The sequence below is a fragment of the Acidovorax sp. GW821-FHT10E04 genome, from assembly GCF_059415185.1.
This window is the reverse complement of the sequence record NZ_JBWKMT010000004.1, coordinates 465605-492579: the sequence shown is the minus strand read 5'-3', so window position 1 is coordinate 492579 and position 26975 is coordinate 465605. Positions and strand designations below refer to the sequence as shown.

At 67.7% G+C, this 26975-nt stretch carries 25 protein-coding genes; 13 read left to right on the top strand and 12 right to left on the bottom strand.

Translation table 11 applies throughout. The features are described 5' to 3' along the window. Nucleotides 1-4 precede the first annotated feature (4 nt). From AC07OC_RS15705 to AC07OC_RS15690, 4 genes are all read left to right on the top strand, one after another. Nucleotides 5-1756: an ABC transporter permease gene (locus AC07OC_RS15705; protein WP_218295440.1), complete on the top strand. Its 1752-nt coding sequence runs from the start codon at nucleotides 5-7 to the stop codon at nucleotides 1754-1756. 34 nt (nucleotides 1757-1790) lie between these two features. Beyond that, nucleotides 1791-2876, top strand: coding sequence for an ABC transporter ATP-binding protein (locus tag AC07OC_RS15700; RefSeq protein ID WP_218295441.1), 1086 nt, complete (start codon nucleotides 1791-1793; stop codon nucleotides 2874-2876). Between the two features lie 131 nt (nucleotides 2877-3007). Then, nucleotides 3008-4093 (top strand): ABC transporter ATP-binding protein, encoded by a 1086-nt coding sequence (locus AC07OC_RS15695; RefSeq protein ID WP_494601682.1) that lies wholly within the window; start codon nucleotides 3008-3010, stop codon nucleotides 4091-4093. A gap of 21 nt (nucleotides 4094-4114) precedes the next feature. Continuing rightward, entirely contained in the window at nucleotides 4115-4996 is an 882-nt protein-coding gene (locus AC07OC_RS15690) for a LysR family transcriptional regulator (protein WP_218295443.1), read from the top strand. A 120-nt stretch (nucleotides 4997-5116) separates the two neighbouring features. On the opposite strand, the gene AC07OC_RS15685 is transcribed toward AC07OC_RS15690, so the two are convergent. Beyond that, complete coding sequence (locus AC07OC_RS15685) at nucleotides 5117-6895, bottom strand: methyl-accepting chemotaxis protein (RefSeq protein ID WP_492244066.1); 1779 nt, start codon at nucleotides 6893-6895, stop codon at nucleotides 5117-5119. Between the two features lie 418 nt (nucleotides 6896-7313). On the opposite strand from AC07OC_RS15685, the gene AC07OC_RS15680 reads away from it, so the two are divergent. Next, a complete protein-coding gene (locus AC07OC_RS15680; protein ID WP_494601680.1) occupies nucleotides 7314-7697 on the top strand; it encodes a hypothetical protein in 384 nt (127 codons plus the stop codon). A gap of 29 nt (nucleotides 7698-7726) precedes the next feature. Here AC07OC_RS15680 and AC07OC_RS15675 read toward each other — a convergent pair whose 3' ends face one another. The 4 genes from AC07OC_RS15675 to AC07OC_RS15660 form a co-directional block, all read right to left on the bottom strand. Next, on the bottom strand, nucleotides 7727-8830 hold the full coding sequence (locus AC07OC_RS15675) for a DNA glycosylase AlkZ-like family protein (protein ID WP_494601678.1): 1104 nt from the start codon (nucleotides 8828-8830) through the stop codon (nucleotides 7727-7729). A 117-nt stretch (nucleotides 8831-8947) separates the two neighbouring features. Continuing rightward, a complete protein-coding gene (parC, locus tag AC07OC_RS15670) occupies nucleotides 8948-11305 on the bottom strand; it encodes a DNA topoisomerase IV subunit A (protein WP_494601676.1) in 2358 nt (785 codons plus the stop codon). Continuing rightward, nucleotides 11302-12150, bottom strand: coding sequence for a lytic transglycosylase domain-containing protein (locus AC07OC_RS15665; RefSeq protein WP_218295447.1), 849 nt, complete (start codon nucleotides 12148-12150; stop codon nucleotides 11302-11304). Before AC07OC_RS15665 ends, parC begins: the two co-directional genes overlap by 4 nt. Before the next feature lie 27 nt (nucleotides 12151-12177). Continuing rightward, nucleotides 12178-14163, bottom strand: coding sequence for a DNA topoisomerase IV subunit B (locus AC07OC_RS15660; RefSeq protein ID WP_494601674.1), 1986 nt, complete (start codon nucleotides 14161-14163; stop codon nucleotides 12178-12180). A gap of 237 nt (nucleotides 14164-14400) precedes the next feature. Here AC07OC_RS15660 and AC07OC_RS15655 point away from each other — a divergent pair, with 237 nt between their 5' ends. The 6 genes from AC07OC_RS15655 to AC07OC_RS15630 all read left to right on the top strand — a co-directional run bounded on the left by AC07OC_RS15655 (nucleotide 14401) and on the right by AC07OC_RS15630 (nucleotide 19414). Next, complete coding sequence (locus tag AC07OC_RS15655; protein WP_218295449.1) at nucleotides 14401-15618, top strand: MFS transporter; 1218 nt, start codon at nucleotides 14401-14403, stop codon at nucleotides 15616-15618. A 9-nt stretch (nucleotides 15619-15627) separates the two neighbouring features. Beyond that, nucleotides 15628-15816, top strand: coding sequence for a hypothetical protein (locus AC07OC_RS15650; RefSeq protein ID WP_494601672.1), 189 nt, complete (start codon nucleotides 15628-15630; stop codon nucleotides 15814-15816). A gap of 80 nt (nucleotides 15817-15896) precedes the next feature. Then, complete coding sequence (locus AC07OC_RS15645; RefSeq protein WP_369642919.1) at nucleotides 15897-16451, top strand: class I SAM-dependent methyltransferase; 555 nt, start codon at nucleotides 15897-15899, stop codon at nucleotides 16449-16451. A gap of 30 nt (nucleotides 16452-16481) precedes the next feature. Then, nucleotides 16482-17378, top strand: coding sequence for a 4-hydroxy-tetrahydrodipicolinate synthase (gene dapA / locus AC07OC_RS15640; RefSeq protein ID WP_369642920.1), 897 nt, complete (start codon nucleotides 16482-16484; stop codon nucleotides 17376-17378). Between the two features lie 45 nt (nucleotides 17379-17423). Beyond that, nucleotides 17424-18518, top strand: coding sequence for an NlpB/DapX family lipoprotein (bamC, locus tag AC07OC_RS15635; protein WP_369642921.1), 1095 nt, complete (start codon nucleotides 17424-17426; stop codon nucleotides 18516-18518). 104 nt (nucleotides 18519-18622) lie between these two features. Next, nucleotides 18623-19414, top strand: coding sequence for an MBL fold metallo-hydrolase (locus tag AC07OC_RS15630; protein ID WP_494601669.1), 792 nt, complete (start codon nucleotides 18623-18625; stop codon nucleotides 19412-19414). A 153-nt stretch (nucleotides 19415-19567) separates the two neighbouring features. On the opposite strand, the gene AC07OC_RS15625 is transcribed toward AC07OC_RS15630, so the two are convergent. From AC07OC_RS15625 to AC07OC_RS15615, 3 genes are all read right to left on the bottom strand, one after another. Further along, entirely contained in the window at nucleotides 19568-19831 is a 264-nt protein-coding gene (locus AC07OC_RS15625; protein ID WP_218295454.1) for a hypothetical protein, read from the bottom strand. A gap of 201 nt (nucleotides 19832-20032) precedes the next feature. Continuing rightward, on the bottom strand, nucleotides 20033-20554 hold the full coding sequence (locus AC07OC_RS15620; RefSeq protein ID WP_494601667.1) for a hypothetical protein: 522 nt from the start codon (nucleotides 20552-20554) through the stop codon (nucleotides 20033-20035). Nucleotides 20555-20585: 31 nt separating this feature from the next. Beyond that, on the bottom strand, nucleotides 20586-21716 hold the full coding sequence (locus AC07OC_RS15615; protein ID WP_218295456.1) for a JmjC domain-containing protein: 1131 nt from the start codon (nucleotides 21714-21716) through the stop codon (nucleotides 20586-20588). Nucleotides 21717-21769: 53 nt separating this feature from the next. On the opposite strand from AC07OC_RS15615, the gene AC07OC_RS15610 reads away from it, so the two are divergent. Then, complete coding sequence (locus AC07OC_RS15610; protein WP_494601665.1) at nucleotides 21770-22294, top strand: FKBP-type peptidyl-prolyl cis-trans isomerase; 525 nt, start codon at nucleotides 21770-21772, stop codon at nucleotides 22292-22294. A gap of 72 nt (nucleotides 22295-22366) precedes the next feature. On the opposite strand, the gene AC07OC_RS15605 is transcribed toward AC07OC_RS15610, so the two are convergent. The 4 genes from AC07OC_RS15605 to coaBC form a co-directional block, all read right to left on the bottom strand. Further along, on the bottom strand, nucleotides 22367-22873 hold the full coding sequence (locus AC07OC_RS15605) for an outer membrane lipoprotein (RefSeq protein WP_218340193.1): 507 nt from the start codon (nucleotides 22871-22873) through the stop codon (nucleotides 22367-22369). A 192-nt stretch (nucleotides 22874-23065) separates the two neighbouring features. Continuing rightward, entirely contained in the window at nucleotides 23066-23512 is a 447-nt protein-coding gene (gene dut / locus AC07OC_RS15600) for a dUTP diphosphatase (RefSeq protein ID WP_218295459.1), read from the bottom strand. Next, complete coding sequence (locus AC07OC_RS15595; RefSeq protein WP_369642924.1) at nucleotides 23512-23976, bottom strand: hypothetical protein; 465 nt, start codon at nucleotides 23974-23976, stop codon at nucleotides 23512-23514. The genes dut and AC07OC_RS15595 overlap by 1 nt, the downstream gene beginning before the upstream one ends. Nucleotides 23977-23998: 22 nt before the next feature. Beyond that, nucleotides 23999-25222, bottom strand: coding sequence for a bifunctional phosphopantothenoylcysteine decarboxylase/phosphopantothenate--cysteine ligase CoaBC (gene coaBC / locus AC07OC_RS15590; RefSeq protein WP_494601662.1), 1224 nt, complete (start codon nucleotides 25220-25222; stop codon nucleotides 23999-24001). Between the two features lie 91 nt (nucleotides 25223-25313). Here coaBC and pyrG point away from each other — a divergent pair, with 91 nt between their 5' ends. Continuing rightward, on the top strand, nucleotides 25314-26972 hold the full coding sequence (gene pyrG / locus AC07OC_RS15585; RefSeq protein WP_218295461.1) for a CTP synthase: 1659 nt from the start codon (nucleotides 25314-25316) through the stop codon (nucleotides 26970-26972). Nucleotides 26973-26975 lie beyond the last annotated feature (3 nt).

The following is a 26975-nucleotide window of genomic DNA, read 5'->3' as shown; positions in this document are numbered from 1 at the left end:
ACTCATGTCGCGCATCTTCCATCTGGCCCGGCCGGGCGCCTGGCTGGCGGCCGGCCTGGTGCTGGCCTTCCTGCTGCTGTTCCTGGTGCTGCCCGTCGCCTGGGTGTTCTTCTCGGCCTTCGTCAACGCCGACGGCAGCCTGACCCTGGGCCATTTCGCGGCCTTCTTCCACCAGCCGCTGATGACCGAGGCTTTCTGGAACAGCCTCTACGTCGCCACCATGGCCACGATCGCGGCGGCGCTGATCGCCGTGCCGCTGGCCTATTTCACGGTGCGCTTCGAGTTCCGCGGCGCGCTGCTGATCCAGACCCTGGGGGTGCTGCCGCTGATCATGCCGCCCTTCGTCGGCGCGGTGGCGATGCAGCTGATCTTCGGCCGCTCGGGCACGGTGAACCTGCTGCTCGAGCAGCACCTGGGTTTCACGGTTCCGATCATGGACGGCCTCAACGGCGTGATATTCGTCGAGGCGCTGCATTACTTCCCCTTCATCCTCATGAACCTGACGCTGGCGCTGCGGAACATCGATGGCGCCATGGAGGAGGCGGCATTGAACCTGGGCTGCCGCGGCTGGCGCCTGTTCCGCCGGGTCATCTTCCCGCTGGCGATGCCCGGCTTCGTGGCGGGGGCGTCGCTGGTGTTCGTCAAGGTGTTCGACGACCTGGGCACGCCGCTGGTGCTGGGCACCACCAACATGCTGGCGCCGCAGGCCTACCTGCGCATCACCCAGGTGGGCATCGACGACCCGCTGGGCTACGTCATCAGCGTGCTGATGATTGCCTTCTCGATCGCGGCCATGGCGCTGTCGGCCCGCGTGCTCAAGGGCAAGGACTATGCGACCACGCAAAAGGGCGGCGGCGCCATCCAGCGCCGCAGGCTTTCCCCGCTGGGCACGGTGCTGGCTTACGCGTGGATCGGCTTCATCCTGCTGCTGACGCTGTCCCCCCACATCGGCGTGCTGCTGCTGTCGTTCGCCTCCGTGTGGAGCTTCGCCCCGCTGCCCGACGGCTTCACGGCGGCCCACTACGCCACCGTGTTCCAGGACGCTGGCGGCATGATCTCCAACACCCTGCTGTACTGCGGCATGGCGGCCGGCATCGACGTGCTGCTGGGCACGACCATCGCCTATCTGATCATGCGCACCCGGTTGCCGGCCCGCCAGTGGCTGGACTGGATCGCCACGGCGGCGCTGGCCGTGCCGGGGCTGGTGCTGGCGATCGGCTACCTGCGTTTCTTCAAGGGTGTCCTGGTGCCAGGCACCGACGTGCTGCTCACCAGCACCTGGGTGGTGATCATGATTGCCTATGCCGTGCGCCGGCTGCCCTATGCCCTGCGCTCGTGCGTCGCCGCGCTGCAGCAGGTGCACATTTCGCTGGAGGAGGCCGCCGAAAGCCTCGGCGCGACCAAGATGCGCACCATCCGGCGCGTCGTCGTGCCGCTGATGGCGGGCGGGATCCTGGCTGGCTTCGTCACCAGTTTCATCACGGCGGCGGTCGAGCTGTCGGCCACCATCCTGCTGACCTCCTCGCAATCGCAGGCGCCCATGAGCTATGGCATCTACCTGTACATGCAGAGCATCGCGGGCCGTGGCCCTGGCGCAGCACTGGGCGTTCTGGCGATCGCGGTCGTCGCGATCGGCACCTATGCCTCCCACGTGATCGTGGAGCGCACCGGCAGCCGCCTGAAGCAGCGGCCAGTCGATGAAGACCTGCCTCCCCTGCCCATCCTCCCCGCAGAAGTTGCTCCGGTCCGCACCTGAGCCCTGCCCTTCCCCCCGATTGGAGACAAGCACCATGAAAAAAATCAGTGTCCAATGCCGCGGCATCCGCCTGGCCTATGGCAGCAACGAAGTCCTGAAGGACATCCACATGGAGATCAGGCCGGGCGAGTTCTTTGCGCTGCTGGGGCCGTCCGGTTCCGGCAAGTCCACCCTGCTGCGCCTGATCGCCGGCTTCAACCAGCACCAGCACGGAGAGCTGCTGATCGACGGGCGCGACGTCACCGGGATGGCGCCCTGGCAACGCAACGTGGGCATGGTGTTCCAGAGCTATGCGCTGTGGCCGCACCTGAGCGTCTGGGACAACGTGGCCTTCGGCCTGGTGGAGCGCCGGGTCTCCAAGGCCGAGCAGGTCCGCAAGGTCGAGGCCGCGCTGGCCACCGTGGGCCTGGAGCGCTTTGCCCGGCGCCGGCCGGGCCAGCTGTCCGGCGGGCAGCAGCAGCGCGTGGCGCTGGCGCGCACCATCGTGATCGAGCCGCAGGTGCTGCTGCTGGACGAGCCCCTGTCCAACCTGGACAAGTCGCTGCGCGTGCAGATGCGCCAGGAACTGCTGCAGCTGCAGCGCCGCCTGGGCATCACCACCATCTTCGTCACGCACGACCAGGAAGAGGCCATGACCACGGCCGACCGCATGGCGGTGCTCGACAAGGGCGTGGTGCAGCAGGTGGGCACGCCCCAGGACCTGTACGACCTGCCTGCCAACGAGTTCGTGGCCGGCTTCGTCGGCACCATGAACCTGCTGCAGGGCACGGTGCAAGCCCGCGACGGGCATGACGTCACCCTCGACATCGAGGGTGTGGGACGGCTGCAGGTGCCCGCGCACGGCCATGCCCCGGCCAGCGGACGGGCGGTACTCAGCTTCCGGCCGCATGCGCTGCAGATCGATGCCGCGGCGGCACGCAGTGACATGCGCTACGTCTGGATGAACGGCATCGTCGAATCCAGCGAGTTCCTGGGCGAGGCCACGCGCTACCAGGTCCGGGTGGGGACGCAGTCCGTGGCCGTGGACCAGCCGCACCACCTGGGCGCATCCAAGTTCGTGGCCGGCAGCCCCGTGGGCATTGGCCTGGAGCCGGCGCAGACACGGCTGCTGCCCGCCTGAATCGAGCCCCCGGCTCAACCCCCGGGGCTTTTCCCTACCAGGCATTAGTCCCGATGCGTAGAAGCGGCCATCGCAACGACACTCGTGGCAATGGCTTGTGCAACCGCCAGACATCAGGAACAGCAGCGCGCATGAACAGGGTCAGTGTCAGATGTGAGCAACTGCAGCTCTCCTACGGCAGCGTCGTGGTGCTGGACGGCGTGACGCTGGAGATCGAGCCAGGCGAGTTCTTCGCCCTGCTGGGGCCCTCCGGCTCCGGCAAGTCCACCCTGCTGCGCGTCATCGCGGGCTTTCTCCAGCACCAGGCCGGGCGGCTTGTCATCGACGGGCGGCAACTCACCACCGAGCCCGCATGGGAGCGGCGCGTGGGCGTGGTGTTCCAGAACTACGCCTTGTGGCCCCACTTGAACGTGCGGGAGAACGTCGCCTTCGGGCTGGTGGAGCGAAGGCTTCCCGGCAAGGTGATCGAGCAGCGCGTGTCGGAGGTGCTCGACCAGGTGGAACTGGGCGCCTTCGCCCACCGCAACCCGAGCGAGCTGTCGGGCGGCCAGCAGCAGCGGGTCGCGCTGGCGCGCACGCTGGTAACCCAGCCCCAGGTGCTGCTGCTCGACGAGCCCCTGTCCAACCTCGACCGTTCACTGCGCGTGCAGATGCGCCAGGAACTGCTCAAGCTGCAGCGGCGGCTGGGCATCACCACGATTTTTGTGACACACGACCAGGAAGAAGCAATGACCAGCGCCGACCGGATTGCCGTCCTGAACAACGGGCGTGTGCAGCAGATCGGCACCCCGATCGCGCTCTACGACTACCCCGCCACCCCGTTCGTCGCCGGCTTTGTCGGCACCATGAACATGCTGGAGGGAACCGTCCGCTGCAGCCGCGGAAACGCCGTTTCCCTTGACGTCCCGGGCTGGGGCGAGATCGTGATCAGCTCCGATGCGGTGCCCGAGGATGGCCGCCGCGTCATCGTGGCCATCCGGCCGCAGACCATCCGGCTCGACGTGGCGGACGCGCGGCTCGACGCGCGCTTCGTGTGGCTGCCAGGCATGGTCGAGACGGTCGAGTTCCACGGTGCATTTGCGCGCTACCAGGTGCAGGTCGGCCCGCATGCCGTGGTCATCGACCAGCCACACCACGCAGGCCTGTCGAAATTTCCGGCCGGCGGTGCGGTGTCGGTCGGCATCGATCCCTCCCTGGTCCGCCTGTACAGCAGATGAGCCGTGCGCAGCGTGTGAGCGATGGAACTCTATCAAGTCCGGGCCTTTGTCACCGTCGCGCGCATCGGCAACGTCACCAAGGCGGCCGAAGCACTGCACGTCACCCAGCCGGCGGTCACCGGACAACTCAAGAGCCTGGAGCAGAGCCTGGGCGTGACCCTGTTCGACCGCAGCGCCGGCCGGCTCACGCTCACGCGCACCGGTGAACTGCTGCTGCCCAAGGCAGAGGCGTTGCTGGCCGCGGGCAGCGAACTGAGTTCGGTGGCCCGGCAGCTGCGCGGCGAGCTGACGGGACGCATTGACTTCGGCCTGCCCAGCGAGCCTGCCGACTTCCTGCGGCTGGGCGAGATGGCCGCCAGCGTGCACCAGGCACTGCCCCTGGTGGAGCTGCGCACGCGCAGCTACTCATCGCTGCAATTGCTGGACCTCATCCGCGCCGGCACACTTTCCGCGGGCTACTTCATCGACGCCAATCCGCCGCGCGACCTGCAATGGGTCGCCTTGCGTTCGGTGACCTACCGGGTGGCGGTGCCTGTGCGGATGAGCGAGTCCGTGCAGCGGGGCGGGTGGCGCACGCTGGCCGAACTGCCCTGGGTCGACGGCCTGGCCGACTCCCACATCCACCAGTTGATGCGGGCACTGTTCGAGCGCCAGGGCCTGGCGCCGCGCATTGTCATGCAGGCAGAGGAAACCAGCGGGCTGGACGCCTATGTGCGCGCTGGCAGCGGGTGCGCGCTGCTGCGCGAAGAGGTCGCAGTCCGGGGCAGCGAGCGCCAGGACTGGATGATCTGGGGGCCTGCGCAGCTTGATGCAAAACTCTATCTCGTCACCTCGGCGGAAGGGGCCAGCGATCCGCTCACGGTGGCGCTGACGTCGATGATCCGCGGGGTCTGGAATCAATAGGCAATAGGCGGGCGGGAACGCCGCGCTGCCCGTGCCCGCAATGCTGGACGGCCAGATCGAGTGGCCCCGCCGCGCGGCATGCCCCGCGGCGGCCCAATCACCGCACACAGGCAGCAGGGGTCAGAAGGACTCCCATTCCTCTTCAGACCCTTGGGCCACCGCCGGCTTGCGGCTGGAAGGCCCGGACACGGCAGGCGCCGCCTGCGCCTTGGCCGCCGCCGGCCGGTGGGCCGCTTTGGCCGCCGGGGCTGCGGAGGGAGGCCGCGGTGCCGTGGCGGAAGCCGCGGGCAGGGGCGCCCGCTGGGCGGCCGCGGCACGGGCGGCGCCAATGGCCGCCTGCGCCGGTCCATGGCTGGCGGCATTCACCTTGAACATCGACACCACCTGCGCCAGCTGGTCCGCCTGCTCCCGCAGGCTCTGCGCGGCGGCGGCGCTCTCCTCCACCAGCGCCGCGTTCTGCTGGGTCATCTGGTCCAGGTTGCCAATCGCCTGGTTGACCTGCGAGACCCCGGCGCTCTGCTCCGAGGAGGCGGCGGTGATCTCGCCAATCATGTCCGTCACCCGCTGCACCGACTGCACGATGTCGGTCATGGTGGTGCCGGCATCGGTCACCAGCCGCGAGCCCGCCTCCACTTTTTCCACCGATGCGCTGATGAGCTGCTTGATTTCCTTGGCGGCCTCGGCACTGCGCTGCGCCAGGCTGCGCACCTCGCTGGCCACCACGGCAAAGCCACGCCCCTGCTCGCCCGCGCGCGCCGCCTCCACCGCCGCGTTCAGCGCCAGGATGTTGGTCTGGAACGCGATGCCGTCGATCACGCCGATGATGTCGGCGATCTTCTTGCTGCTGTGGTTGATGTCCTGCATGGTGACCACCACCTGGGTCACGACCTCGCCGCCACGGCGCGCCACGCCCGTGGCGCCCGCCGCGAGGCTGCTGGCCTGCTGCGCGCTGCCCGCGCTTTGCTGGATGGTGCTCGTGAACTGCTCCATGGCCGCGGCTGTTTGCTGCAGGTTGCTGGAGGTCTGCTCCGTGCGGGACGACAGGTCATGGTTGCCGGTGGCGATCTCGGCGCTGGCGATGGCGATGCTGTCGGTGCTCTGGCGCACCTGGTGCACCATCCGGCCCAGGGCGCTGCTCATGGTGTAAAGCGAGCGCAGCAGGTCACCGAACTCATCGCCCCGGGTCACGGATTCCTGCATGCTCAGATCGCCACCCGCGATGCGCTCGGCCAGCCCGCTGGCCTGCTCCAGCGGCCGCTGGATGCTGCCGATCAGGTAGTAGGCGCCCACCACGATGGCCAGCAGCAGCAGGCCCACGGCCACGGCGGCGATCTTCACGGTGAGCATGCGCGACGCGGCCATCTCCCGCTGCCGGACCTCGGCGGTCTGTTGCTGCTGCTGCACGAAGTCCCGCAGTGTCTGCAGGTAGGCGGCCACGGCCGGGTTGTACGACTGCTTGACCAGTACCACCGCCTGGTCCTGCTGGCCATCGCCCTTGAGCTTGCGGGCCTGGCCGCGCAGGTCCGTCATCGTCTTGCGGGCGGCGGCGATCTTGGCCATCTGCGCCTTGTCGGCTTCGGACAGCGCCATGGATTCGAGCGATTTCTGCACCTCGCTGATCTGCGCGGAAGTCGCCGCGATCAGGTCCTTGAACTCGGCCTCGACGGCGGTGTCGCTGCTCACGATCAGCGCCTGCGTGCGCGCCGCATTGGTCTCGGTGAGGCCGGACCAGCGCAGCGCCGCCTGCACACGCGCCTCCATGTCCTTGGTCATCATGTCCGCCTCGGCCTGCACCTTGGCCGAGCGATAGCCGGAAAACCCCACCACCGCCGCCAGCAGCACCACGATCAGCAAGACCGCCATCCAGAGTTTATGGGCCATCCGGAATCGCTTGGGCATGGTGTTCTCCTGCAGCCTTGTGTTGGCGCGCAGATATTTGCACGCTGTTACACCATTGCACAAACCCGGGCCTGATGCATGAGGGTCATCCCCAGGGCCCGCGCTGCACGGCAAGACCCCGCATTGCAGCCCCGAACCACGCTGTGCAAGGGCTCAGGGCAGCAGGGGCGCCCGGGTGCCACCTGGCCCAGCCATCCGGCCCTTCCAGGGCGGCGAATCGGGCTATCTGCGAGATAGCTGGCAATGGGCGAGGCCCACGCACTGGGGCTGCACGCACGGGCCGCTTTGCCGCCAAGCCGGCGGCAGGATCAACACCGGTCTTTCACGGACCGGCATGGCAACCCTACCGTGGTCGGGTTCACGCGCGGCGGCGCAGCCGTCAAACTGGCCCGAATCCATCTCCCAAGGCCACCATCACATGACAACCTCCCGCACGTTCCGCTGCGCGCACCTCGGCGCCCCCTTCCTGATCGCACTGGGCCTGTCCGGATGCGCCGCCACCATCAGTCAGGAGGGCCTGGAACAGCGCACCTCGGCGGCCATAGGCCGCCAGGTGGGCGCCTTCACCATCACCCACAAGAGCGAAGAAACCGGCGGACGCATCAACTACACCGCCAAGACCACCGACGGCGCCACCTACCAGTGCTACATGTACTCCGCCACGGGGTTCCAGAAAGCCATGTCGTTCGGACAGACGCCGAATTCGGATGCCATCTGCACGCCGATGGCGGGCAAGGCGGCGGCACCTGCAGCCGCCCCGGCCTCCTGCAACGCGCTCAGCAAAGCCGCGGGCAAATGCTGAAGCGCTGATCCAGGCACGGCAGCAGGCCGTCAGGCCCCGGCGCCCAGGAAGGTTTCGAAGCGCGCCAGCTCTTCGTCCAGCGCGCGCCGAAAAACCGCGCCGCGGGGCGGGCGGCCCGCCACAAAACCCAGCGCGTGCCGCAGTTGCCCGCGCTCCATGCGCAGGTTGGCCCAGCCCACCATCTGTTCGCCCCACAGCACGGGCAACGCATAGTGGCCCATGGTGCGCCTGGAGGCGGGCACATACGCCTCGAACCGGTACGCCCAGCCCCACAGCATCTCGAAGCGGCGGCGGTCCCAGACCACGGGATCAAACGGTGCCAGCAGCCGCACCCCCGCGTCCGGCTGGTGGCGGCGCGATGCCGGGTTCTCCTGCGCGGGCCAGAACCAGGCCGTGCCGTCGACCACCGCATGGCCGTAGCGCGACTGCGCGGCCTTGGCCACCGCGCGCGCTTCGGCCGCCAGTTGTGGGGCGCCGTACCGCAGCAAAGTGACGAGGTAGCCCAGGCTGGGCGCGGGCAGCGGCGCATACAGCGCCACGATGCGGTCAACCAGGGCTTCGGCACGCGCCATGCGGGCGGCGGGGCTGGCATCCTGCCCGGGGTGCTCCACCGGCGCATACACCCGGGTGCCCGATTCGCGGCGGCACACCCGCAGCCAGCCGTGGTGGTGCATGGCATCCAGCAGGCGGGTGCTCGCGTTGAGCTCTCCGCCCCAATAGCCCGCCACGCGGCCATGGTGCGCAAACGCCTCGCTGACCTCGCGCGGGTGCACCACGCCCCGCTCCTGCACGAAGGCCAGCACCTCGCGCGCGCGCCCGGTGGTGGCCACATCCCAGGGCCGGCGCGGCGTGCGCGGGTGCAGCAGCGCCAGCATGTCGCGCGACACGAAGCCGTAGTTGACGAAGGCGTCTTCCTCGATGCCCAGCCGTTCGTAGCGGCGCTCCAGGTCACCGGCGCGGTAGCCGCGCACCCGCATGCGCAGGATCAGGTCCTGCGCCCGCGCGGGGGCCCGCATCGGGTCGGCCTGCACAAAACCAAGCTTGCGGATCGCGCCGGGCAGCGTCAGCGGCTTGAACAGGCTGCGTGCAATCGCGTAGCGGCGCAGATCATCCAGCGTGGGTGAGCGCGCCATCGCTTGGAGCGTGTTCAACGTCTTTTTGGAGTCGCACAAGTACCTTGACCCAAGGGTTGGAGTGAAATCGGGCGATTGCACTCCAATGCAACCTCCCAGAAGGCATTGAACACGCTGTTACTCCACGCGCGCCACGGCCGCAGGCTTGAAGCCCAGGTCGGCCGCCTTGCCCTTGCGCCCGCGCGCGGCCCGGGCGTTGTTGAGCGAGCGGATCTCCAGGGTCTCCTCGCGCTCCTTGCCACCCCGGCCGATGCCCTCGATGCGGATGCTGCGCGTATAGGCCGCGGCACCGGCCAGCGTGTCCTTGGCCTCCAGGTCGATCAGCATCAGGCCACGGCCGCCATTGGCCATGGTCTTGAGCTCGGTGATCTCGAAGGTCAGGATGCGCCCGCCCGCCGAGGCGCAGGCCACGTGCGTGGCCGGCGCGAGCGGCTGGCCGCCGGTGCTGCCCGCCGCATGCGAAGGGGGGCACACGGTCTCGCCCTCGCCCAGCGTGAGGAAGGCCTTGCCGCCCTTCTGGCGCGAGACCATGTTCTCCACCGAGGCCAGGAAGCCATAGCCGCCCGAGTTGGACAGCAGCAGGCTGGCACTGGCCGGCCCGGCGAAGTAGTGCAGGAGCTGCGTGCCCGACTCGAGCTCGATCAGCGTGGTCACGGGCTGGCCGTCGCCCCGCGCGCCGGGCAGCACCGACACCGGCACCGAGTACACCCGGCCATTGCTGCCGAAGGCCAGCAGGGTATCCACCGTGCGGCACTCGAAGGTGCGGTACAGGCCGTCGCCGGCCTTGAAGGCAAAGCTCGCCGCCTCGTGGCCATGGCCGGTGCGCGCACGCACCCAGCCTTTTTGCGAGACCACCACGGTCACGGGCTCGTCCACCACCTTGACCTCGGCCACGGCCTTCTTCTCGGCCTGGATCAGCGTGCGGCGCGGGTCGGCGAAGGTCTTGGCGTCGGCCTCGATCTCCTTGACCATCAGGCGGCGCAGCGAACCCGGGTTGTTCAGGATGTCCTCGAGCTTGCCCTGGCTCTCGCGCAGTTCCTTGAGCTCCTGCTCGATCTTGATGGCTTCGAGCCGCGCGAGCTGGCGCAGGCGGATTTCAAGGATGTCCTCGGCCTGGCGATCGCTGAGATTGAAGCGCGCGATCAGCGCGGCCTTGGGATCCTCGGCCGCACGGATGATGGCGATCACCTCGTCGATGTTGAGCAGCACGGTCTGCCGCCCCTCGAGGATGTGGATGCGGTCCAGCACCTTGCCCAGGCGGTGCTGCGAGCGGCGGGTGATGGTGCCCTGGCGGAAGGAGATCCACTCCTCCAGCATCAGGCGCAGCGACTTCTGCACCGGCCGGCCGTCCAGGCCCACCATGGTCAGGTTGATCGGCGCCGAGGTCTCCAGGCTGGTGTGGGCCAGGAGCGCGGTGACCAGCTCCTGCTGCGGCGTCTTGCCGGTCTTGGGCTCGAACACCAGGCGCACCGGCGCGTCCTTGCTCGACTCGTCGCGCACCACGTCCAGCACGGCCAGCATGCTGGCCTTGAGCTGGGTCTGGTCCTGGCTCAGCGCCTTCTTGCCGGCCTTGACCTTGGGGTTGGTGATTTCCTCGATCTCCTCGAGCACCTTCTGCGAGCTCACGCCCGGGGGCAGCTCGTTGACGACGAGCTGCCACTGGCCGCGCGCGAGTTCCTCGATCTTCCAGCGCGCGCGCACCTTGAGGCTGCCGCGGCCGGTGCGGTAGGCGTCGGCGATGTCGGACGCAGCGCTGATGATCTGCCCCCCACCCGGGTAGTCGGGCCCGGGCACCAGGGCCAGCAGGTCTTCGGCGCTGAGCGAAGGTGTCTTGATGAGCGCAATGCAGGCATCGGCGATCTCGCGCAGGTTGTGGCTCGGGATCTCGGTGGCCAGGCCCACGGCGATGCCGCTGGCGCCGTTGAGCAGCGCGAACGGCAACCGCGCGGGCAGCTGGCGCGGCTCCTCCGTGCTGCCGTCGTAGTTGGGCATGAAATCGACCGTGCCCTCGTCGATCTCGTCGAGCAGCAGGCTGGTGATGCGCGACAGGCGCGCCTCGGTGTAGCGCATGGCCGCGGCGCCATCGCCGTCGCGGCTGCCGAAGTTGCCCTGGCCGTCGATCAGCGGGTAGCGCTGGGCAAAGTCCTGCGCCATGCGCACCAGGGCGTCGTAGGCCGACTGGTCGCCGTGCGGATGGAAGCGGCCCAGCACGTCGCCCACCACGCGGGCGCTCTTGACCGGCTTGGCCGCCGTGTTGCGCGTGGGGCCGCTGTAGCCCAGGCCCATGCGGTCCATCGAATACAGAATGCGCCGCTGCACGGGCTTGAGGCCGTCGCACACATCGGGCAGCGCACGGCCCTTGACGACCGACAGCGCGTATTCCAGATAGGCGCGCTGGGCATAGCCCGCCAGGCCCAGGGAGTCGCCTCCGTCATCGCCGGCGGTGGTGAAATCGAGAGTGGGTTGGTCGCTCATTCGTTGGGTACAGTTTCTGGGTTCACGTTCTGGGGGGCGCTTTGCGTCTGCGCCACGCGGGTGGGCGGCAGGTTGCCCCGGTTCTGCGCGCCCCCCGAAAGCTCCATGCGCACGCGGCCGGGCACGGCGCGCTGCGCCAGCACCGGCGCTGGCGGCTTGAGCTGGGCGTACAGGCCCAGCACGGTGCGCACATAGTTCTGCGTTTCCTTGAAGGCCGGAATCTGGTTGCCCGCCTTTTGCACCGCGCCTTCACCGGCGTTGTAGGCGGCCACGGCCAGGTCCATGCGGCCGGGGAACAGGTCCAGCAGGTGGCGCAGATAGCGCGTGCCGGTGGGCACGTTCACGGCCGGGTCGGCCAGCTTCTGCTCCACCGAGCGCCTGGCATCCGCGCTCACGCCAAAACGGCTGGCCGTGGCGGGCATCACCTGCATGAGCCCGACGGCGCCCCTGGGCGACACGGCCGTGGCGTCGAAGCCGGATTCCGTGGCGATCACGGCCTGCAGCAATTCGTAGTCCACGCCGTGCTTGCTGGCGGCGGCGCGCAGGTGGTGCTTGACGCGCTTGTAGTCGGGCGCGATGTCAAAAAAGGCCAGCAAGCGCGCGCCGGCCGCAGGCAGCGCGTAGGGCATGGGCGGTGCGTTGGCCGGGGCGTCGCGGGTCGAGTCGAAATCATTGCCACGAAAAAACAGCTGGTAGCGCGTGTCCACCTGCTCGGCGGCGAAATGCGTCACGCCCCGCTCGTCCACGTGCGCCCACAGGTCCGCCTGGGCCGATTGCTGCACAAAACATAGCAGCAAGCCCAATAAATACAAGCGTAAGAGCCTGTTTTTGTGTGGATTCCTCATCACAGACACCGTAGGTGGCGGGTCCGGTCAGATGTCGATCTCGACCGCATCGCCGTGCAGTTCCATCAGCTCGCGCCGCGAGGCCGCCTCGCCCTTGCCCATGAGCTTGGTGATCAGGCCTTCGGTGGCGGCGAAGTCCATGTCGCCCAGTTGCACCGGCAGCAGGCGGCGGGTGTCGGGGTTGAGCGTGGTTTCCCACAGCTGCTCGGCGTTCATCTCGCCCAGGCCCTTGAAGCGGCTGATCTGGCACTTCTCGCGGGCCACGCCGTCCTTGGCGCACTTGTCGAGGATGGCGGTGAGCTCGCCGTCGTCCAGCGCATACATCTTGGCGGCGGGCTTCTTGCCGCGCGCGGGCACGTCCACGCGGAACAGCGGGGGGCGCGCCACGTAGATGTGGCCGGTCTCGATGAGCTTGGGGAAGTGGCGGAAGAACAGCGTGAGCAGCAGCACCTGGATGTGCGAGCCGTCCACATCGGCGTCCGACAGGATGCAGACCTTGCCATAGCGCAGGCCCGTGAGGTCGGGCGTGTCGTTCGGGCCGTGCGGGTCCACGCCGATGGCCACCGAGATGTCGTGGATCTCGTTGTTGGCGAACAGGCGGTCGCGCTCCACCTCCCAGGTGTTGAGCACCTTGCCGCGCAGCGGCAGGATGGCCTGGCTTTCCTTGTCGCGGCCCATCTTGGCGCTGCCGCCGGCGGAGTCGCCCTCGACCAGGAAGACTTCGTTGTGGGCGATGTCGCGGCTTTCGCAGTCGGTGAGCTTGCCGGGCAGCACGGCCACGCCCGAGCCCTTGCGCTTTTCGACCTTCTGGCCGGCCTTCTGGCGCGTCTGCGCGGCCTTGATGGCGAGTTCTGCCAGCTTCTTGCCGTAGTCCACGTGCTGGTTGAGCCAGAGCTCCAGCGCCGGGCGCACGAAGCCGCTGACCAGGCGCACCGCGTCGCGCGAGTTCAGCCGCTCCTTGATCTGGCCCTGGAACTGAGGATCGAGCACCTTGGCCGAGAGCACGTAGCTGGCACGGGCGAACACGTCCTCGGGCAGCAGCTTCACGCCCTTGGGCAGCAGGCTGTGCAGTTCGATGAAGCTCTTGACGGCATTGAACAGGCCGTCGCGCAGGCCGCTTTCGTGCGTGCCGCCGGCGCTGGTGGGAATCAGGTTGACGTAGCTCTCGCGCATGGGCTGGCCGTCTTCGGTGAAGGCCACGCACCAGGAGGCGCCCTCGCCCTCGGCAAAACTCTCGTTGTTGCGGTCGGCAAAGCCCTCGCCCTCGAAGAGCGGGATCACCGGGTCGCCGCTGAGCGTCTGCATCAGGTAGTCGCGCAGGCCGCCCTTGTACTGCCAGGTCTGGGTGTCGCGCGTCTTCTCGTTGACCAGGGTCACGGACACGCCGGGCATGAGCACCGCCTTGCTGCGCAAGAGGTGGGTGAGCTCGCCCATGGGCAGCGCGCTCGACTCGAAATACTTGGCATCAGGCCAGGCGCGCACGGTCGTGCCCTGCTTGCGCTCGCCGGCTTCCAGCGCGCGGGTCACCAGGGCCTCGACCACATCGCCGGCCGAAAACACCAGCCGGGCGACCTTGCCTTCGCGGTGGCTGCTCACTTCCAGGCGGGTGGCCAGCGCGTTGGTCACGCTCACGCCCACGCCGTGCAGGCCGCCCGAGAAGCTGTAGGCACCGCCCTTGCCCTTGTCGAACTTGCCGCCCGCGTGCAGGCGGGTGAAGACCAGCTCGATCACCGGCGCGTTTTCCTCGGGGTGCATGCCGAAGGGGATGCCGCGCCCGTCGTCCTCGATGCTCACCGAGCCGTCGGCGTGCAGCGTGACCTTGATCTTCTTGCCATGGCCGGCCAGCGCCTCGTCGGCGGCGTTGTCCAGCACCTCCTGGATGATGTGCAGGGGGTTGTCGGTGCGGGTGTACATGCCCGGGCGCTGCTTGACGGGCTCCAGGCCCTTGAGCACGCGGATCGACCCTTCGGAATAGTCACTACTGGGGGACACGGAAGACGGTTTGGCAGACATAGCGGCGGATTGTAGTGCGGCAGCAGCGCAATAGCTGGATGAAAAAACAGTCATGACAACACTGGCAGCGTGCTCCGGGCCCCCCAGGCCCGGGGGCGGCGGCAGACAGAGTGGCTGGGGGCGGGTTGCAACACAAAGGACGGTCCCGCGCAGCAGGCCTGGCGGCAACCCCGCTGCCAACTGTATTGGTCCCCGGTGTATCAGCGCGTTTCGCCCAATCTCGCTACATTCCTGCGCATGCATATGAATCCTCCCAAACTGTCCATGTTCCAGGTGCTCGCATGCGGCGCGGCCATCGTGACCCTGTCCATGGGCATCCGCCATGGGTTCGGGCTCTGGCTCCTGCCCATCACGCAGGAGATGGGCTGGACCCGCCAGTCGTTCGCGCTGGCCATCGCCATCCAGAACCTGTCCTGGGGCCTGATCGGCATCTTTGCGGGCATGGCGGCAGACCGGTTCGGGGCGTTCCGCGTGCTCATCGGCGGCGCGGTGCTCTATGGCCTGGGTTTGGCGGGCATGGCGCTGTCGCCCACGACCACCCTGTTTGCGTTGACGGCCGGCGTACTGATCGGCGCCGCGCAGGCGGGCACCACCTACGCCGTGATCTACGGTGTGCTGGGCCGCCAGATCGCGCCGGAGCGCAGGTCCTGGGCCATGGGCGTGGCGGCGGCCGCAGGTTCGTTCGGCCAGTTCCTCATGGTGCCCGTGGAGGGCTGGCTGATCGCCGGACTGGGTTGGCAGCAGGCGCTGCTGGCCTTGTCGATGGCCGTGCTGCTCATCGTGCCGCTGGCCTTTGGCCTGCGGGAGCCGGGCTTCAAGGGCGCCGCGCCGCCCAAGCGCGAGCAGACCATCGTGCAGGCGCTGGGCGAGGCGTTCCGCTACCCGAGCTTCAACCTGCTGATGGCCGGTTATTTCGTGTGCGGCTTCCAGGTGGTGTTCATCGGGGTGCACATGCCCAGCTACCTGAAGGACCATGGCCTGTCGCCCCAGGTGGCCAGCTACGCGCTGGCGCTGATCGGCCTGTTCAACGTGCTGGGCACCTACGTGGCCGGCACCCTCGGCCAGCGCATGCCCAAGCGGTTCATCCTGGCCTTCATCTACTTTGCCCGCGCGGCGGTGATCACCGTGTTCCTGCTCGTGCCGCTGTCGCCGCTGTCGGTGTATGTGTTCTCGGCCGTGATGGGCACGCTGTGGCTGTCCACCATCCCGCCCACCAACGCCACCATCGCGCAGATCTTTGGCGTGCAGCACCTGTCGATGCTGGGCGGCTTCGTGTTCTTCAGCCACCAGATCGGCAGCTTCCTGGGCGTGTGGCTGGGCGGCTATCTGTATGACGCCACGGGCAGCTACGATATCGTCTGGTACATCGCCATCGCGCTGGGGGTGTTTGCCGGGCTGGTGAACCTGCCGGTCCGGGAAAGCCCCATCCCGCGCGGCGCCGCCCAGCCCGCCTGAACACGGCCCTTGCATCCGAACATCCTCATGTCCACCGCCAGCAGCGCCCCCTCGACCTCGCCCGGCCACGGCATGCCACGGCCCTGGCGCTGGCTGGCCTGGACAGTTGCCGTGGTGCTGTGCCTGGCGGTGTTTGGCATGTACACGGTGCCGGACTTCATGGTGATGCTGGCCGACCAGATGTGGGCGTGTTTCTGAGCCCGCGCCATCCACTTTCAAGTCTTTTTGGCCGCCAGCGCTTGATGAATAAGCGCTGATAGCTATATTTTCAATAGCAAATGCACGGTAACGAAGCCGCTTCCGACTGGGTCCGCCGCTGGTCCCACCTGATCGCGCCGGGCAGCACGGTGCTCGACGTGGCCTGCGGCGCCGGGCGCCACCTGCGCTGGCTGCATGGCCTGGGCCACCCCGTGGTGGGGGTGGACCGCTCTGCCGAGGCCCTGGCCGCCTGCGAGGGGCTGGGGGAACTCGTCCTGGCCGACATCGAGAACGGCCCATGGCCGCTGGCGGGCCGCCGGTTTGGCGCCGTGGTCGTCACCAACTACCTGTGGCGGCCCCTGCTGCCCACCCTGGTGGAGAGCGTCGCACCGGGTGGCGTGCTGATCTACGAAACCTTTGCGCACGGCAACGGCACCGTGGGCCGCCCTGCGCGGCCGGAATTCCTGCTGGCGCCCGGGGAATTGCTGAGCGCCTGCGCCGGGCTGCGCACCGTGGCCTACGAGGACGGCTTCCTGCAAAACCCCGACCGTTTCGTGCAACGCATCACGGCCGTGCGGGAACTCCCGCACGCTGGCGGCCCCTCGCGGAATCTTTTGGCCATGCCGCCTAGTTAGAATGCCCTTTTACCGTTTACCACTGCGGACATGACCTCTTCCTCCGTCCCCCTTACCGGCAGCATCGTCGCCCTCGTCACCCCCATGCACGAGGACGGTAGCGTGGACTACCCGGCCCTGCGCAAACTGATCGACTGGCACATCGCCGAAGGCACCGACTGCATCGGTGTGGTGGGCACCACGGGCGAATCGCCCACCGTCAATGTCGAAGAACACTGCGAAATCATCCGCGTGGCCGTCGAGCAATCCGCCAAGCGCGTGCCCATCATGGCGGGCTGCGGCGCCAACTCCACCGCCGAAGCCATCGAACTGGCCAAGTTCGCGCGCGGCGTCGGGGCCGACAGCCAGCTGCAGGTCGTGCCCTACTACAACAAGCCCACGCAAGAGGGCCAGTTCCAGCATTTCAAGGCGATCGCCGAAGCCACGGGCGACCTGCCCATCGTGCTGTACAACGTGCCCGGCCGCTCGGTGGCCGATATGCAGCACGACACCGTGCTGCGCCTGGCCCAGGTGCCCGGCATCATCGGCATCAAGGAAGCCACCGGCAACATCGAGCGTGCGCAGTGGCTCATCCGCGATGTGCCCAAGGGCTTCGCCGTGTATTCGGGCGACGACCCGACCGCCGTGGCGCTCATGCTGTGCGGCGGCCACGGCAACATCAGCGTGACGGCCAACGTGGCGCCGCGCCTCATGCACGAGCTGTGCGTGGCAGCGCTGGCAGGCAATGTGCAGCGCGCGATGCAGATCCAGTTACAGCTGATGCCCGTGCACAAGAACCTGTTTGTCGAAGCCAACCCCATCCCGGTCAAGTGGGCCGTGGCCCGCATGGGCCTGTGTGGTGGCACCATGCGCCTGCCCATGACACCGCTGGCCAGCAGCAACGAGGCTGTGGTCGAATCCGCGCTGCGCACCAGCGGCCTGATCTAATCCGGGCTGCGCCCGCTCCCCGAGACACTCTCCAAGGATTTCCGCGTGAAAGCTGCTACCACCCGCCTGAGCCTGCTGGCCCTTGCCATGGCCCTGTCCGCCTGCGCCGCCCTGGAGGGCGACAAGATCGACTACAAGAGCGCCGCCAAGGGCTCGACCCTGGAGGTTCCGCCCGACCTGACGCAGCTGTCGCGCGATTCGCGCTATGCCGTACCCGGCGGCCCCGTCTCGGCGGCCGCCATGCAGGCCGGCCAGGCCGCGCAGCCCTCGGGCACCGCCAACGCCGCCGCCATGCAACTGGGCGACGTGCGCATCGAGCGCGATGGCAACCAGCGCTGGCTGGTGGTCAACCGCCCGGCGGACAAGCTCTGGGAGCCCGTGCGCGACTTCTGGCAGGAAAGCGGCTTCAACCTGGCCCAGGCCGAGCCCAACGTCGGCATCATGGAAACCGACTGGGCCGAGAACCGCGCCAAGCTGCCACAGGACTTCATCCGCTCCACCATCGGCAAGCTCCTGGATTCGCTGTATTCCACCGGCGAGCGCGACAAATTCCGCACCCGCCTGGAGCGCAATGCCAATGGCGGCACCGAGATCTACATCACCCACCGGGGCATGATCGAGGTGTATGGCACGCAGACCAAGGACAACACCGTCTGGCAGCCCCGCCCGTCGGACCCGGAGCTTGAAACCGAATTCCTGCGCCGCCTGATGGTCAAGCTGGGCGTGAGCCAGGAACAGTCCAAGGCCGTGGTGGCAGCCCCCGCCCTGCGCACGCAATCCGCCCGCATGGCCACCGTGGACAACAAGCCCGTGGTCCAGCTGGACGAAGGCTTTGACCGCGCATGGCGCCGCGTGGGCCTGGCGCTGGACCGCACCGGCTTCACGGTCGAAGACCGCAACCGCAATGAAGGCACCTACTTCGTCCGCTATGTGGCGCCCAACGCCGACAAGAAGGAACCAGGGTTCTTCGGCAAGCTGTTCAGCGGCTCTTCGTCGGCCACGCCCCCGCTCAAGTACCGCATCGTCGTGCGCAGCCAGGGCGAATCCACCACCGTGTCGGTACTCAACGAAGCAGGCGCCCCCGAGTCCTCGGCCAACGCCGAGCGCATCGTGCGCGTGATCGCGGACGACCTCAAGTAACCCGCCGCATCGCCGCGCGGCACGCGTCTGCCTGCGTGCTGTGCGGAGTCCGCGAGGACCGGCCCCGGTCCGCCCCGCGGCACGACGCAATATCCTCGCCCTCCATGCTGCGTTTCAAGAACCTGGGGAGCGGCAGCACCGGCAATGCCACCGTGGTGGAAGGCCGCTGCGACACGCAGGTGCGCCGCCTCCTGATCGACTGCGGCTTCGGCATCCGGCAACTGCAGGGCCGGCTGGCGCAGGCGCAGCTGCAGATCGAGGACCTGGACGCGGTTTTCATCACCCACGAACATTCCGACCACATCGGCTGCGCGCAGGCCGTGGCCCTGCGCTACGGCATTCCCGTCTGGATGAGCCAGGGCACCTACGCCGCCCTGGGCCAGCCGGACTTTGGCGACATGCTGCGCGTCGCGCACGACATGGCACCGATCGACCTGGGCACGTTCGAGGCCCGGCCCTTCACCGTGCCGCATGACGCCCGCGAGCCGCTGCAGCTGCGCTGCTCCGACGGCGCCGCCCACCTGGGGGTGCTGACCGACCTGGGCCATGCCAGCGAGCATGTGCTGCGGCAGCTCGAGGGCTGCCACGCGCTGATGATCGAAGCCAACCACGACCCCGCGCTGCTGGCGGCATCCCGCTACCCCCTCTTTCTGAAGCGCCGCGTAGGCGGCCCCTTCGGCCACCTGGCCAACCGGGTCACGGCGGACATCCTTCGCGCCGTCCGCCATCCGGGCCTGCGGACGGTGGTGGCGGCCCACCTGAGCACCAAGAACAATGCGCCCTCCATCGCACGTGAGGCGCTGGCCCCTGCCATGGACTGGCCCGTGGAGGCCATCGCCGTGGCCTGCCCCACGGCGGGCACGGCATGGCTGCCGGTGGCGCAGGCGCCGAACTGACACGAGCGCGCCCACCGGCCACCCCGCCCGCCCCCCCACGGACGGCGCACCACAAAAACACGTTCCGCGCCCGGAAAAGAAAAAGCCCCGACCTTGCGGTTCGGGGCCTTCGGGCAGTGGCTGGTCTTGCAACCAGCCAGGGCCTGCAGCAAATTACTTGGCTGCGGAAGCGCCAGCGGCAGCGGTGGCAGCAGCGTCGGCAGCAGCCTTGGCAGCGTCAGCAGCAGGTGCAGCGGCAGCCGAAGCGGCGTCGGAAGCAGCAGGAGCTGCATCGGAGGCGGCAGGAGCAGGTGCGGGTGCAGGAGCTGGTGCTTCCACGGCAGCAGGTGCTGGTGCTGGAGCGGGTTCTTCCTTCTTGCCACAAGCGGCGAGTGCTGCAGCAGCGATCAGGGCGGCCAGAACGAGAGAGTTCTTCATTTCGATTTTCCTAGTTGGACAGACAGAATCTTGAAAAGCCGCGGCGTCGGGCTCCTGGAAGCCTCGGAACGCGTCGGCACAATGCGCTTTGGCTTGCACCTTTTCGGCGCAGCCGCTAATTATATTGGTATTTAGTCAATACTGACTAACACTGACGAAAGCTTTACACCCCATTGACACGGCGCAAAGCAGGTATTTCATCTACAGACCCAGGGTCGAGGCGGGAAAACCGGGCGAACTCTTGCCACGCACCCACTCGTTGAGATTCTCGCGCAGCAGCACCCGCCGCTCGGGTTCGCTGCCCGTGACGCCCACGCACCGCTCGGGGTCCAGGCGCTGCAGCACCCACTGCGGGGACCACAACGCGCTGGGGATATCGAGCGGGTCCGCCGCGGGGCTGCGGCGGCACGTGATGATGTGGTCCCAGGTACCGCGCCAGCGCACAAAACGGGCGTGGCGGCGAACCACATCGTCATAGCTGCACGCCAGCATCGTCAAGCGCCGGCTCCCGTGCGCCCAGTGCTGAAGGGCTTCTGCCACGCTGCGCTCACCCAGCGGCCAGTCGTGGAAGTTCGCGTCGCTGATCACGATTTCCGGCCACCCGTCGCGTGCGGCCGTGGCCATCGCGTCGCGCACCAGTTGCTGAAACGCCTCACGGCCGCTGAACCGCCCGGACGGCAGTTCACGCAGCGGATCCGCGGGGATGGAGGAAGCCTCGGTCATGGGAGCGTCTCCTTGGGATGCACCAGTCTTTTCAGCCTTCAGCCCATGCATGCGCCCAGCCGGCATCGCACCAGGACGACAACAGCTCGAGCGCATCGTCGCTCGCGCGCGCGAGTTCGCGGGCAGTCAGTTGGCGTTCGTCCGCCAGGCGGCGCATCAGCGTCGCGTCGCGGCCCGCGGCACGGTAGCTTTCGCCGTTGATGAACACGTGGTGGGTGTCATACATCATGCGGCTGCGGCGATCCAGGCGCACGCCTTCCAGCATCACGCCCGCGTCCCCGGGCTCGAACCACACGCTGGGCTTGGGCTCGGTCAGATATTCCCCGAGCGCACGCTCCAGCACCAGGGGTTGCGCCAAGGCGCGGGCCAGAGCGGTCCGCGCGAAATCGTGCAGCCCCGCCGGAATGGCGGCGGGCTGGGCAACCGCCGCCTGCTGCGCATCGCGGTACAGCAAGGGACTGCCCTCTTCATCGCCTGCATCCTCCGCCAGACGCACCAGCAGCTCCTGCGCGAGCTCGGCACGGGCCGGCGCCCGAAAGCCTATCGAATAGGTCATGCATTCGCCTTCGGCGATGCCGTCGTGCGCATAGCGGGGCGGCAGGTAGAGCATGTCGCCAGGCTCGAGAACGAACTCCTCTTCCGGCTCGAAGTGGGCCAGCACCTTCAGCGGAATGTCATCGCGCAGCGACAAGTCCTTCTGGCGGCCAATGCGCCAACGCCGCTTTCCGTGGGCCTGCAGCAGAAAGACGTCATAACTGTCGAAATGCGGACCCACGCCCCCGCCGTCGGCGGCATAGCTGATCATGAGATCGTCCAGGCGCGCCTCGGGCACAAAACGGAACTGCTGCATCAGCGCGTGCACAGCGTCGTTGTGCAGGTCCACCCCTTGCACGAGCAGGGTCCAGTCGGGCTGCTGCAGCGCCGGCAGGGCGCGGCGGTTGAACGGTCCGTGGCGCAGCTTCCAGGCGCCCTTGGCCAACTGCACCAGGCGGGACTCCACCCCCTCCTGGGAAGCCAGCGCAAAAAGCTCGGCACGCAGTACAGGCGGCGAAAACTGCGCGATGGCCTGCCGCACCAGCAAAGGCTTCTTCTGCCAGTGGCGGCGCATGAATTGCGCGGGGGTCATGCCGCCGAGCAGGGAAAGGGGTTGCTGGATATCCATGGGAGAGTGGCGCTCCTTTGCGGAGGCATTGGTCAAACTGCGACAATTCTCCTATGGAAATTACCCAACAATGCGTGGTCGCACTGACCTGGACGCTCAAAGACACCCTTGGCGAAGAACTGGATGTTCTCGATGACCCCGTGGAGTTCCTGGTAGGGGGCGACGACCTGCTGCCGCGCATCGAGGAAGCCCTGCAAGGCCACGGCCCGGGGGCCACGCTGGCTCTGCACCTGGAACCCGAGGACGCTTTTGGCGACTTCAACGATCAACTGCTTTTTCTGGAACCCCGGTCCCTGTTTCCGGCGGAGCTGGAAGAAGGGATGACGTTTGATGGAATGGCCCTGCCGGAGGGCTGCAACCCCGATGCACCGCGCAGCGGGCTGTACACCGTGACGGAGATCTATCCAGAGCACGTGGTTCTGGACGGCAACCACCCGCTCGCGGGCATCGCCCTGCGGCTGCAGCTGACGGTGCAGGCCGTGCGCGAAGCCACGGAAGATGAGATTGGCCGGGGCACCGCGGGCACCGGCTTCTTTCGGGTACAGCCGCGGGCGCCCGGCGGCTCCCTGCTGCATTGATTGAGCGGGTGAGCCAGGCCCGGGAATCCTGAACAGCTCAGGATTCCCGCGGTGGCGGCTGCGGGGTTCGGTTTACAGGCGCGAAATCTGGCCGTTGTAGAGGCGCACGCGGTCGCCGATGCGCAGATCGCCCGGACTGCTCACGTCGTAGGCACGATAGCCGCCCTGGTCCAGCTGGACAGAGAGCCGATAGCCCTGGGCATATTCCTGGCTGTTGTTGCGGCCTTCGATGGCATTGCCTGCCACGGCACCGCCCAGGATGCCCACGCCAGTGGCCGCCGCGCGGCCGGAACCCTTGCCGATCTGGTTGCCCAGGACCCCGCCCACGACCGCGCCCAGCACGGCGCCCGCGCCCGAGGTCTGCCCTTGCGAGCGGCCCTGCAGCACTTCGATGTTCGACACACGGCCATACTCGGTGCCCGCCGGGTTGTTCGGGTAGGCGGGCGCAGACTGGTATCCGCCCGAATAGCCTCCCGAATACTGGGGCTGGGGGGCCGACCGGTTGTGGCCGCAGGCCGCCAGGGATCCCACGAGGACAACGGCGCCCACAATGGCAAACGAACGCTTAAATTGCAGCATTTTTCAATCTCCTAAAGTCAGGGGCTGGCGCATGGTCCGACAATCCGGTCCGGGTACGCATGCCTTGATTGGAACAACGCGCAAGGGTCTTGTCGCGTGGACAAGGGGCTGAGGCCCTGTCCGTAACAGACCCTTCGAAAAGTAAGCCGTGTCTGACAGGCGCCAGCTCCCAGGCCAGAGGGACCCGCCCCTTCAGGCCTTGCCGGTGGACCCGTAGCCGCCCTCTCCCCGCTGGGTCGCCGCGAACTCGGCCACCACGTTGAACTGCGCCTGCACCACCGGCACGATCACCAGTTGCGCCAGCCGCTCCATCGGCTCCAGCGTGAATGCCGTGCCGCTGCGGTTCCAGGCGCTCACCATGAGCTGGCCCTGGTAGTCGCTGTCGATCAATCCGACAAGGTTGCCCAGCACGATGCCGTGCTTGTGGCCGAGGCCCGAGCGCGGCAGGATGAGCGCGGCATATCCCGGGTCCTTGATGTACACGGAGATGCCCGTGGGTACCAGCTGCCATGCGTTCGGCTGCAGGGTCAGCGGCGCGTCCAGGCAGGCCCGCAGGTCCAGGCCCGCGCTGCCGGGCGTGGCATAGGAGGGGAGTTGATCCGCCATGCGCGGGTCCAGAATCTTGACATCGATCTTCACTACTTCTTCTTTCCTGTCTTGCGCTGCTGGGCCACTTGCCGCAGTCGCTCTTGCAATGGTTGCACGCCTGGCGCGGCGCCTGGGGATGAAATGGCCCTGGGCGCCGCGTCCATCAGCCAGCCCAGCGCCCACCAGATGGCCGCCATGGCGACCAGGCCGGCCAAGGACCCCTGGCTGAACAGGAACAGCGCGATCCCCTGCGCGGCGATGAGCAGCAACAGCACCACGCGCACGGTTCGCAGCACGCCCATCAGGGGCCCGAGCGCCTGCGCGAGATCGGGCGGACCGGCGCGGGGGGTCGACCGGGAGCCGCCCGGGGACACCGGTGGCGCAGGGCCGGTGGCCCCCGGAGAGAGGACCTGGGCTTTCCTGGACGGGGCCGGCGCCGTCAGCCGCTCCACATAGCGCGCAAAGTCGCCGTCGGGCGGCGTGTCCCATTCAGGCTTGGTGGAGCCAGTTTTCATACAACCTCCGGGGAAACGAACGTCACGAATCCGATGGCGGCAACCGCGCCGCGATGTCCTCGATGAGCTGCCGCGCCAGCACCCGCTTGGACGCGCGGGGCAGCTCGCGGTGCCCATCGGCATCCACGAGCAGCAGGGCATTGTCGTCCTGTCCGAAGGTGGCGGGCCCGATATTGCCCACCAGCAGCGGCACCCCCTTGCGCGCACGCTTGGCCGTGGCATGGGCCAGGAGATCGTGGCTCTCGGCGGCAAATCCCACGCAGTACAGCTGGCCCGCCTGCGCACGCGGCGACCGCGCCACGCCCGCCAGGATGTCGGGGTTCTCCACAAAGCCCAGCGTGGGGGTCTGGCCGGAGCCGTCTTTCTTGATCTTCTGTGTGGACGGCGCAGCAGGCCGCCAGTCTGCCACTGCCGCCGTTGCTATAAAAATAGAAGCGTCATGCGCTTGCCCCTCAACCGCTGCCAGCATTTCCTGTGCAGACTGGACATTCAGGCGCTGCACCCCGCGCGGCGTGGGCAGATGCACGGGACCGGCCACGAGCGTGACATCGCCCCCCGCTTCGCGCGCCGCGCGGGCGATGGCAAAACCCATCTTGCCGCTGGAGAGGTTGGTGATGCCGCGCACCGGATCGATGGCTTCGAAGGTCGGTCCGGCGGTGACCAGCACCTTGCGCCCCGCCAGCACCTTGGGCGCGAAGAAAGCAACCAGCTCCTCGAGCAGCTCTGAAGGCTCCAGCATGCGGCCATCGCCAGTTTCTCCGCAGGCCTGGTCGCCATTGCCCACGCCCAGCACGCGGGCGCCGTCCCTGGCCACCTGGGCCAGGTTTCGCGCTGTGGCGGGGTGGGCCCACATCTCGCGGTTCATGGCTGGGGCCAGCAGCAGCGGCACGCGGTCGATGGGGCGTGCCAGGCACAGCAGGCTCAGCAACTCGTCGGCACGGCCCTGCACCAGCCGCGCGATGAAATCGGCGCTGCAGGGCGCGATCAGGATCGCATCGGCCTCGCGGCTGAGGTTGATGTGCGGCATGTTGTTGGGCTCGCGCGCATCCCACTGCGAGCCGTAGACGGGCCGCCCCGACAGGGCCTGCATGGTCACCGGCGTGATGAATTGCGCGGCCGCCTCGGTCGTCACCACCTGCACGGTGGCGCCCTCCTTGATGAGCTGGCGGCACAGATCGGCTGCCTTGTAGCAAGCCACGCCCCCGCTCAGACCCAGAACAATGTGTTTGCCAGCAAGCTCATTCATGCGGCGAATTTAGCAGACGGGGGTGACCCTGCCCCCGGGGGTGTCGCCGGGGTGCCATCTATAATCCCAATTTCCCACCACCAAAAAAGACATGACCAAATTTGTCTTCGTCACCGGCGGTGTGGTGTCTTCCCTCGGTAAGGGAATCGCCTCAGCCTCCCTTGCCGCGATCCTCGAATCGCGGGGACTCAAAGTCACCCTCATCAAGCTTGACCCCTACATCAACGTAGACCCGGGCACCATGTCGCCGTTCCAGCACGGCGAGGTGTTCGTGACCGATGACGGCGCAGAAACCGACCTGGATCTGGGCCACTATGAGCGTTTCATCGAAACGCGCATGAAGAAAACCAACAACTTCACCACTGGCAAGATTTACCAGTCCGTGCTGGAGAAGGAACGCCGCGGCGACTACCTGGGCAAGACCGTGCAGGTCATCCCGCACGTCACCAACGAGATCCAGGAATTCATCAAGCGCGGCGCCGGCATCGGCACGCCCGATGCCGTGGACGTGGCCATCGTCGAGATCGGCGGCACGGTGGGCGACATCGAGTCGCTGCCGTTCCTGGAAGCCGTGCGCCAGATGAGCCTGCGCATGGGCCCCAACAATGCGGCCTTCGTGCACCTGACCTACCTGCCCTGGATCGCCGCGGCCGGCGAGCTCAAGACCAAGCCCACCCAGCACACGGTGCAAAAGCTGCGCGAGATCGGCATCCAGGCCGACGCCCTGCTGTGCCGCGCCGACCGGCGCATTCCCGAGGAAGAGCGCGCCAAGATCTCGCTGTTCACCAACGTGCCCGAGTGGGGCGTGATCAGCATGTGGGACGTGGACACCATCTACAAGGTGCCGCGCATGCTGCACGAGCAGGGCCTGGACGGCCTGATCTGCGACAAGCTGCGCCTGAACACGCCGCCCACCAGCCTCAAGCGCTGGGACGACCTGGTGCATGAAACCGAGCACCCGCAAGGCGAAGTCACCATCGCGATGGTGGGCAAGTACGTGGACCTGTCGGACAGCTACAAGTCCGTCAACGAGGCCCTGCGCCACGCCGGCATGCGCAACCATGTGCGCGTGAAGATCGACCACGTCGACTCGGAGACCATCGACGGCGCCGATGCCGCCGCCAAGCTCGCCAAGTACGACGCCATCCTGGTGCCCGGCGGGTTCGGCGTGCGGGGCGTGGAAGGCAAGATCGCCACCGCCCAGTTCGCCCGCGAGCACAAGGTGCCCTATCTGGGCATCTGTCTGGGCATGCAGGTCGCGACCATCGAGTACGCCCGGCACGTGGCGGGCCTGGCCAACGCCAACAGCACCGAGTTCGACGCCACCACCCCCCACCCCGTGATCGCCCTGATCACCGAGTGGAAGGACGCCGACGGCACCATCAAGAAGCGCGACGAGAACTCCGACCTGGGCGGCACCATGCGCCTGGGCGCACAAAGCTCCGACGTGTCGGCCAACACACTGGCCCACAGCATCTATGGCGACGTGGTGACCGAGCGCCACCGCCACCGCTACGAAGCCAACGTGAACTACCTGGACCAGCTGCGCAAGGCGGGCCTCGTGATCTCCGCGCTGACCCAGCGCGAACAGCTCACCGAGATCGTGGAGCTGCCGAACAACGTGCATCCCTGGTTCATCGGCGTGCAGTTCCACCCCGAGTTCAAGTCGACGCCGTGGAACGGCCACCCTCTGTTCAACGCCTTCATCAAGGCGGCCGTCGAACACCAGCAAGCGGCTACTAAAGCCTGATTG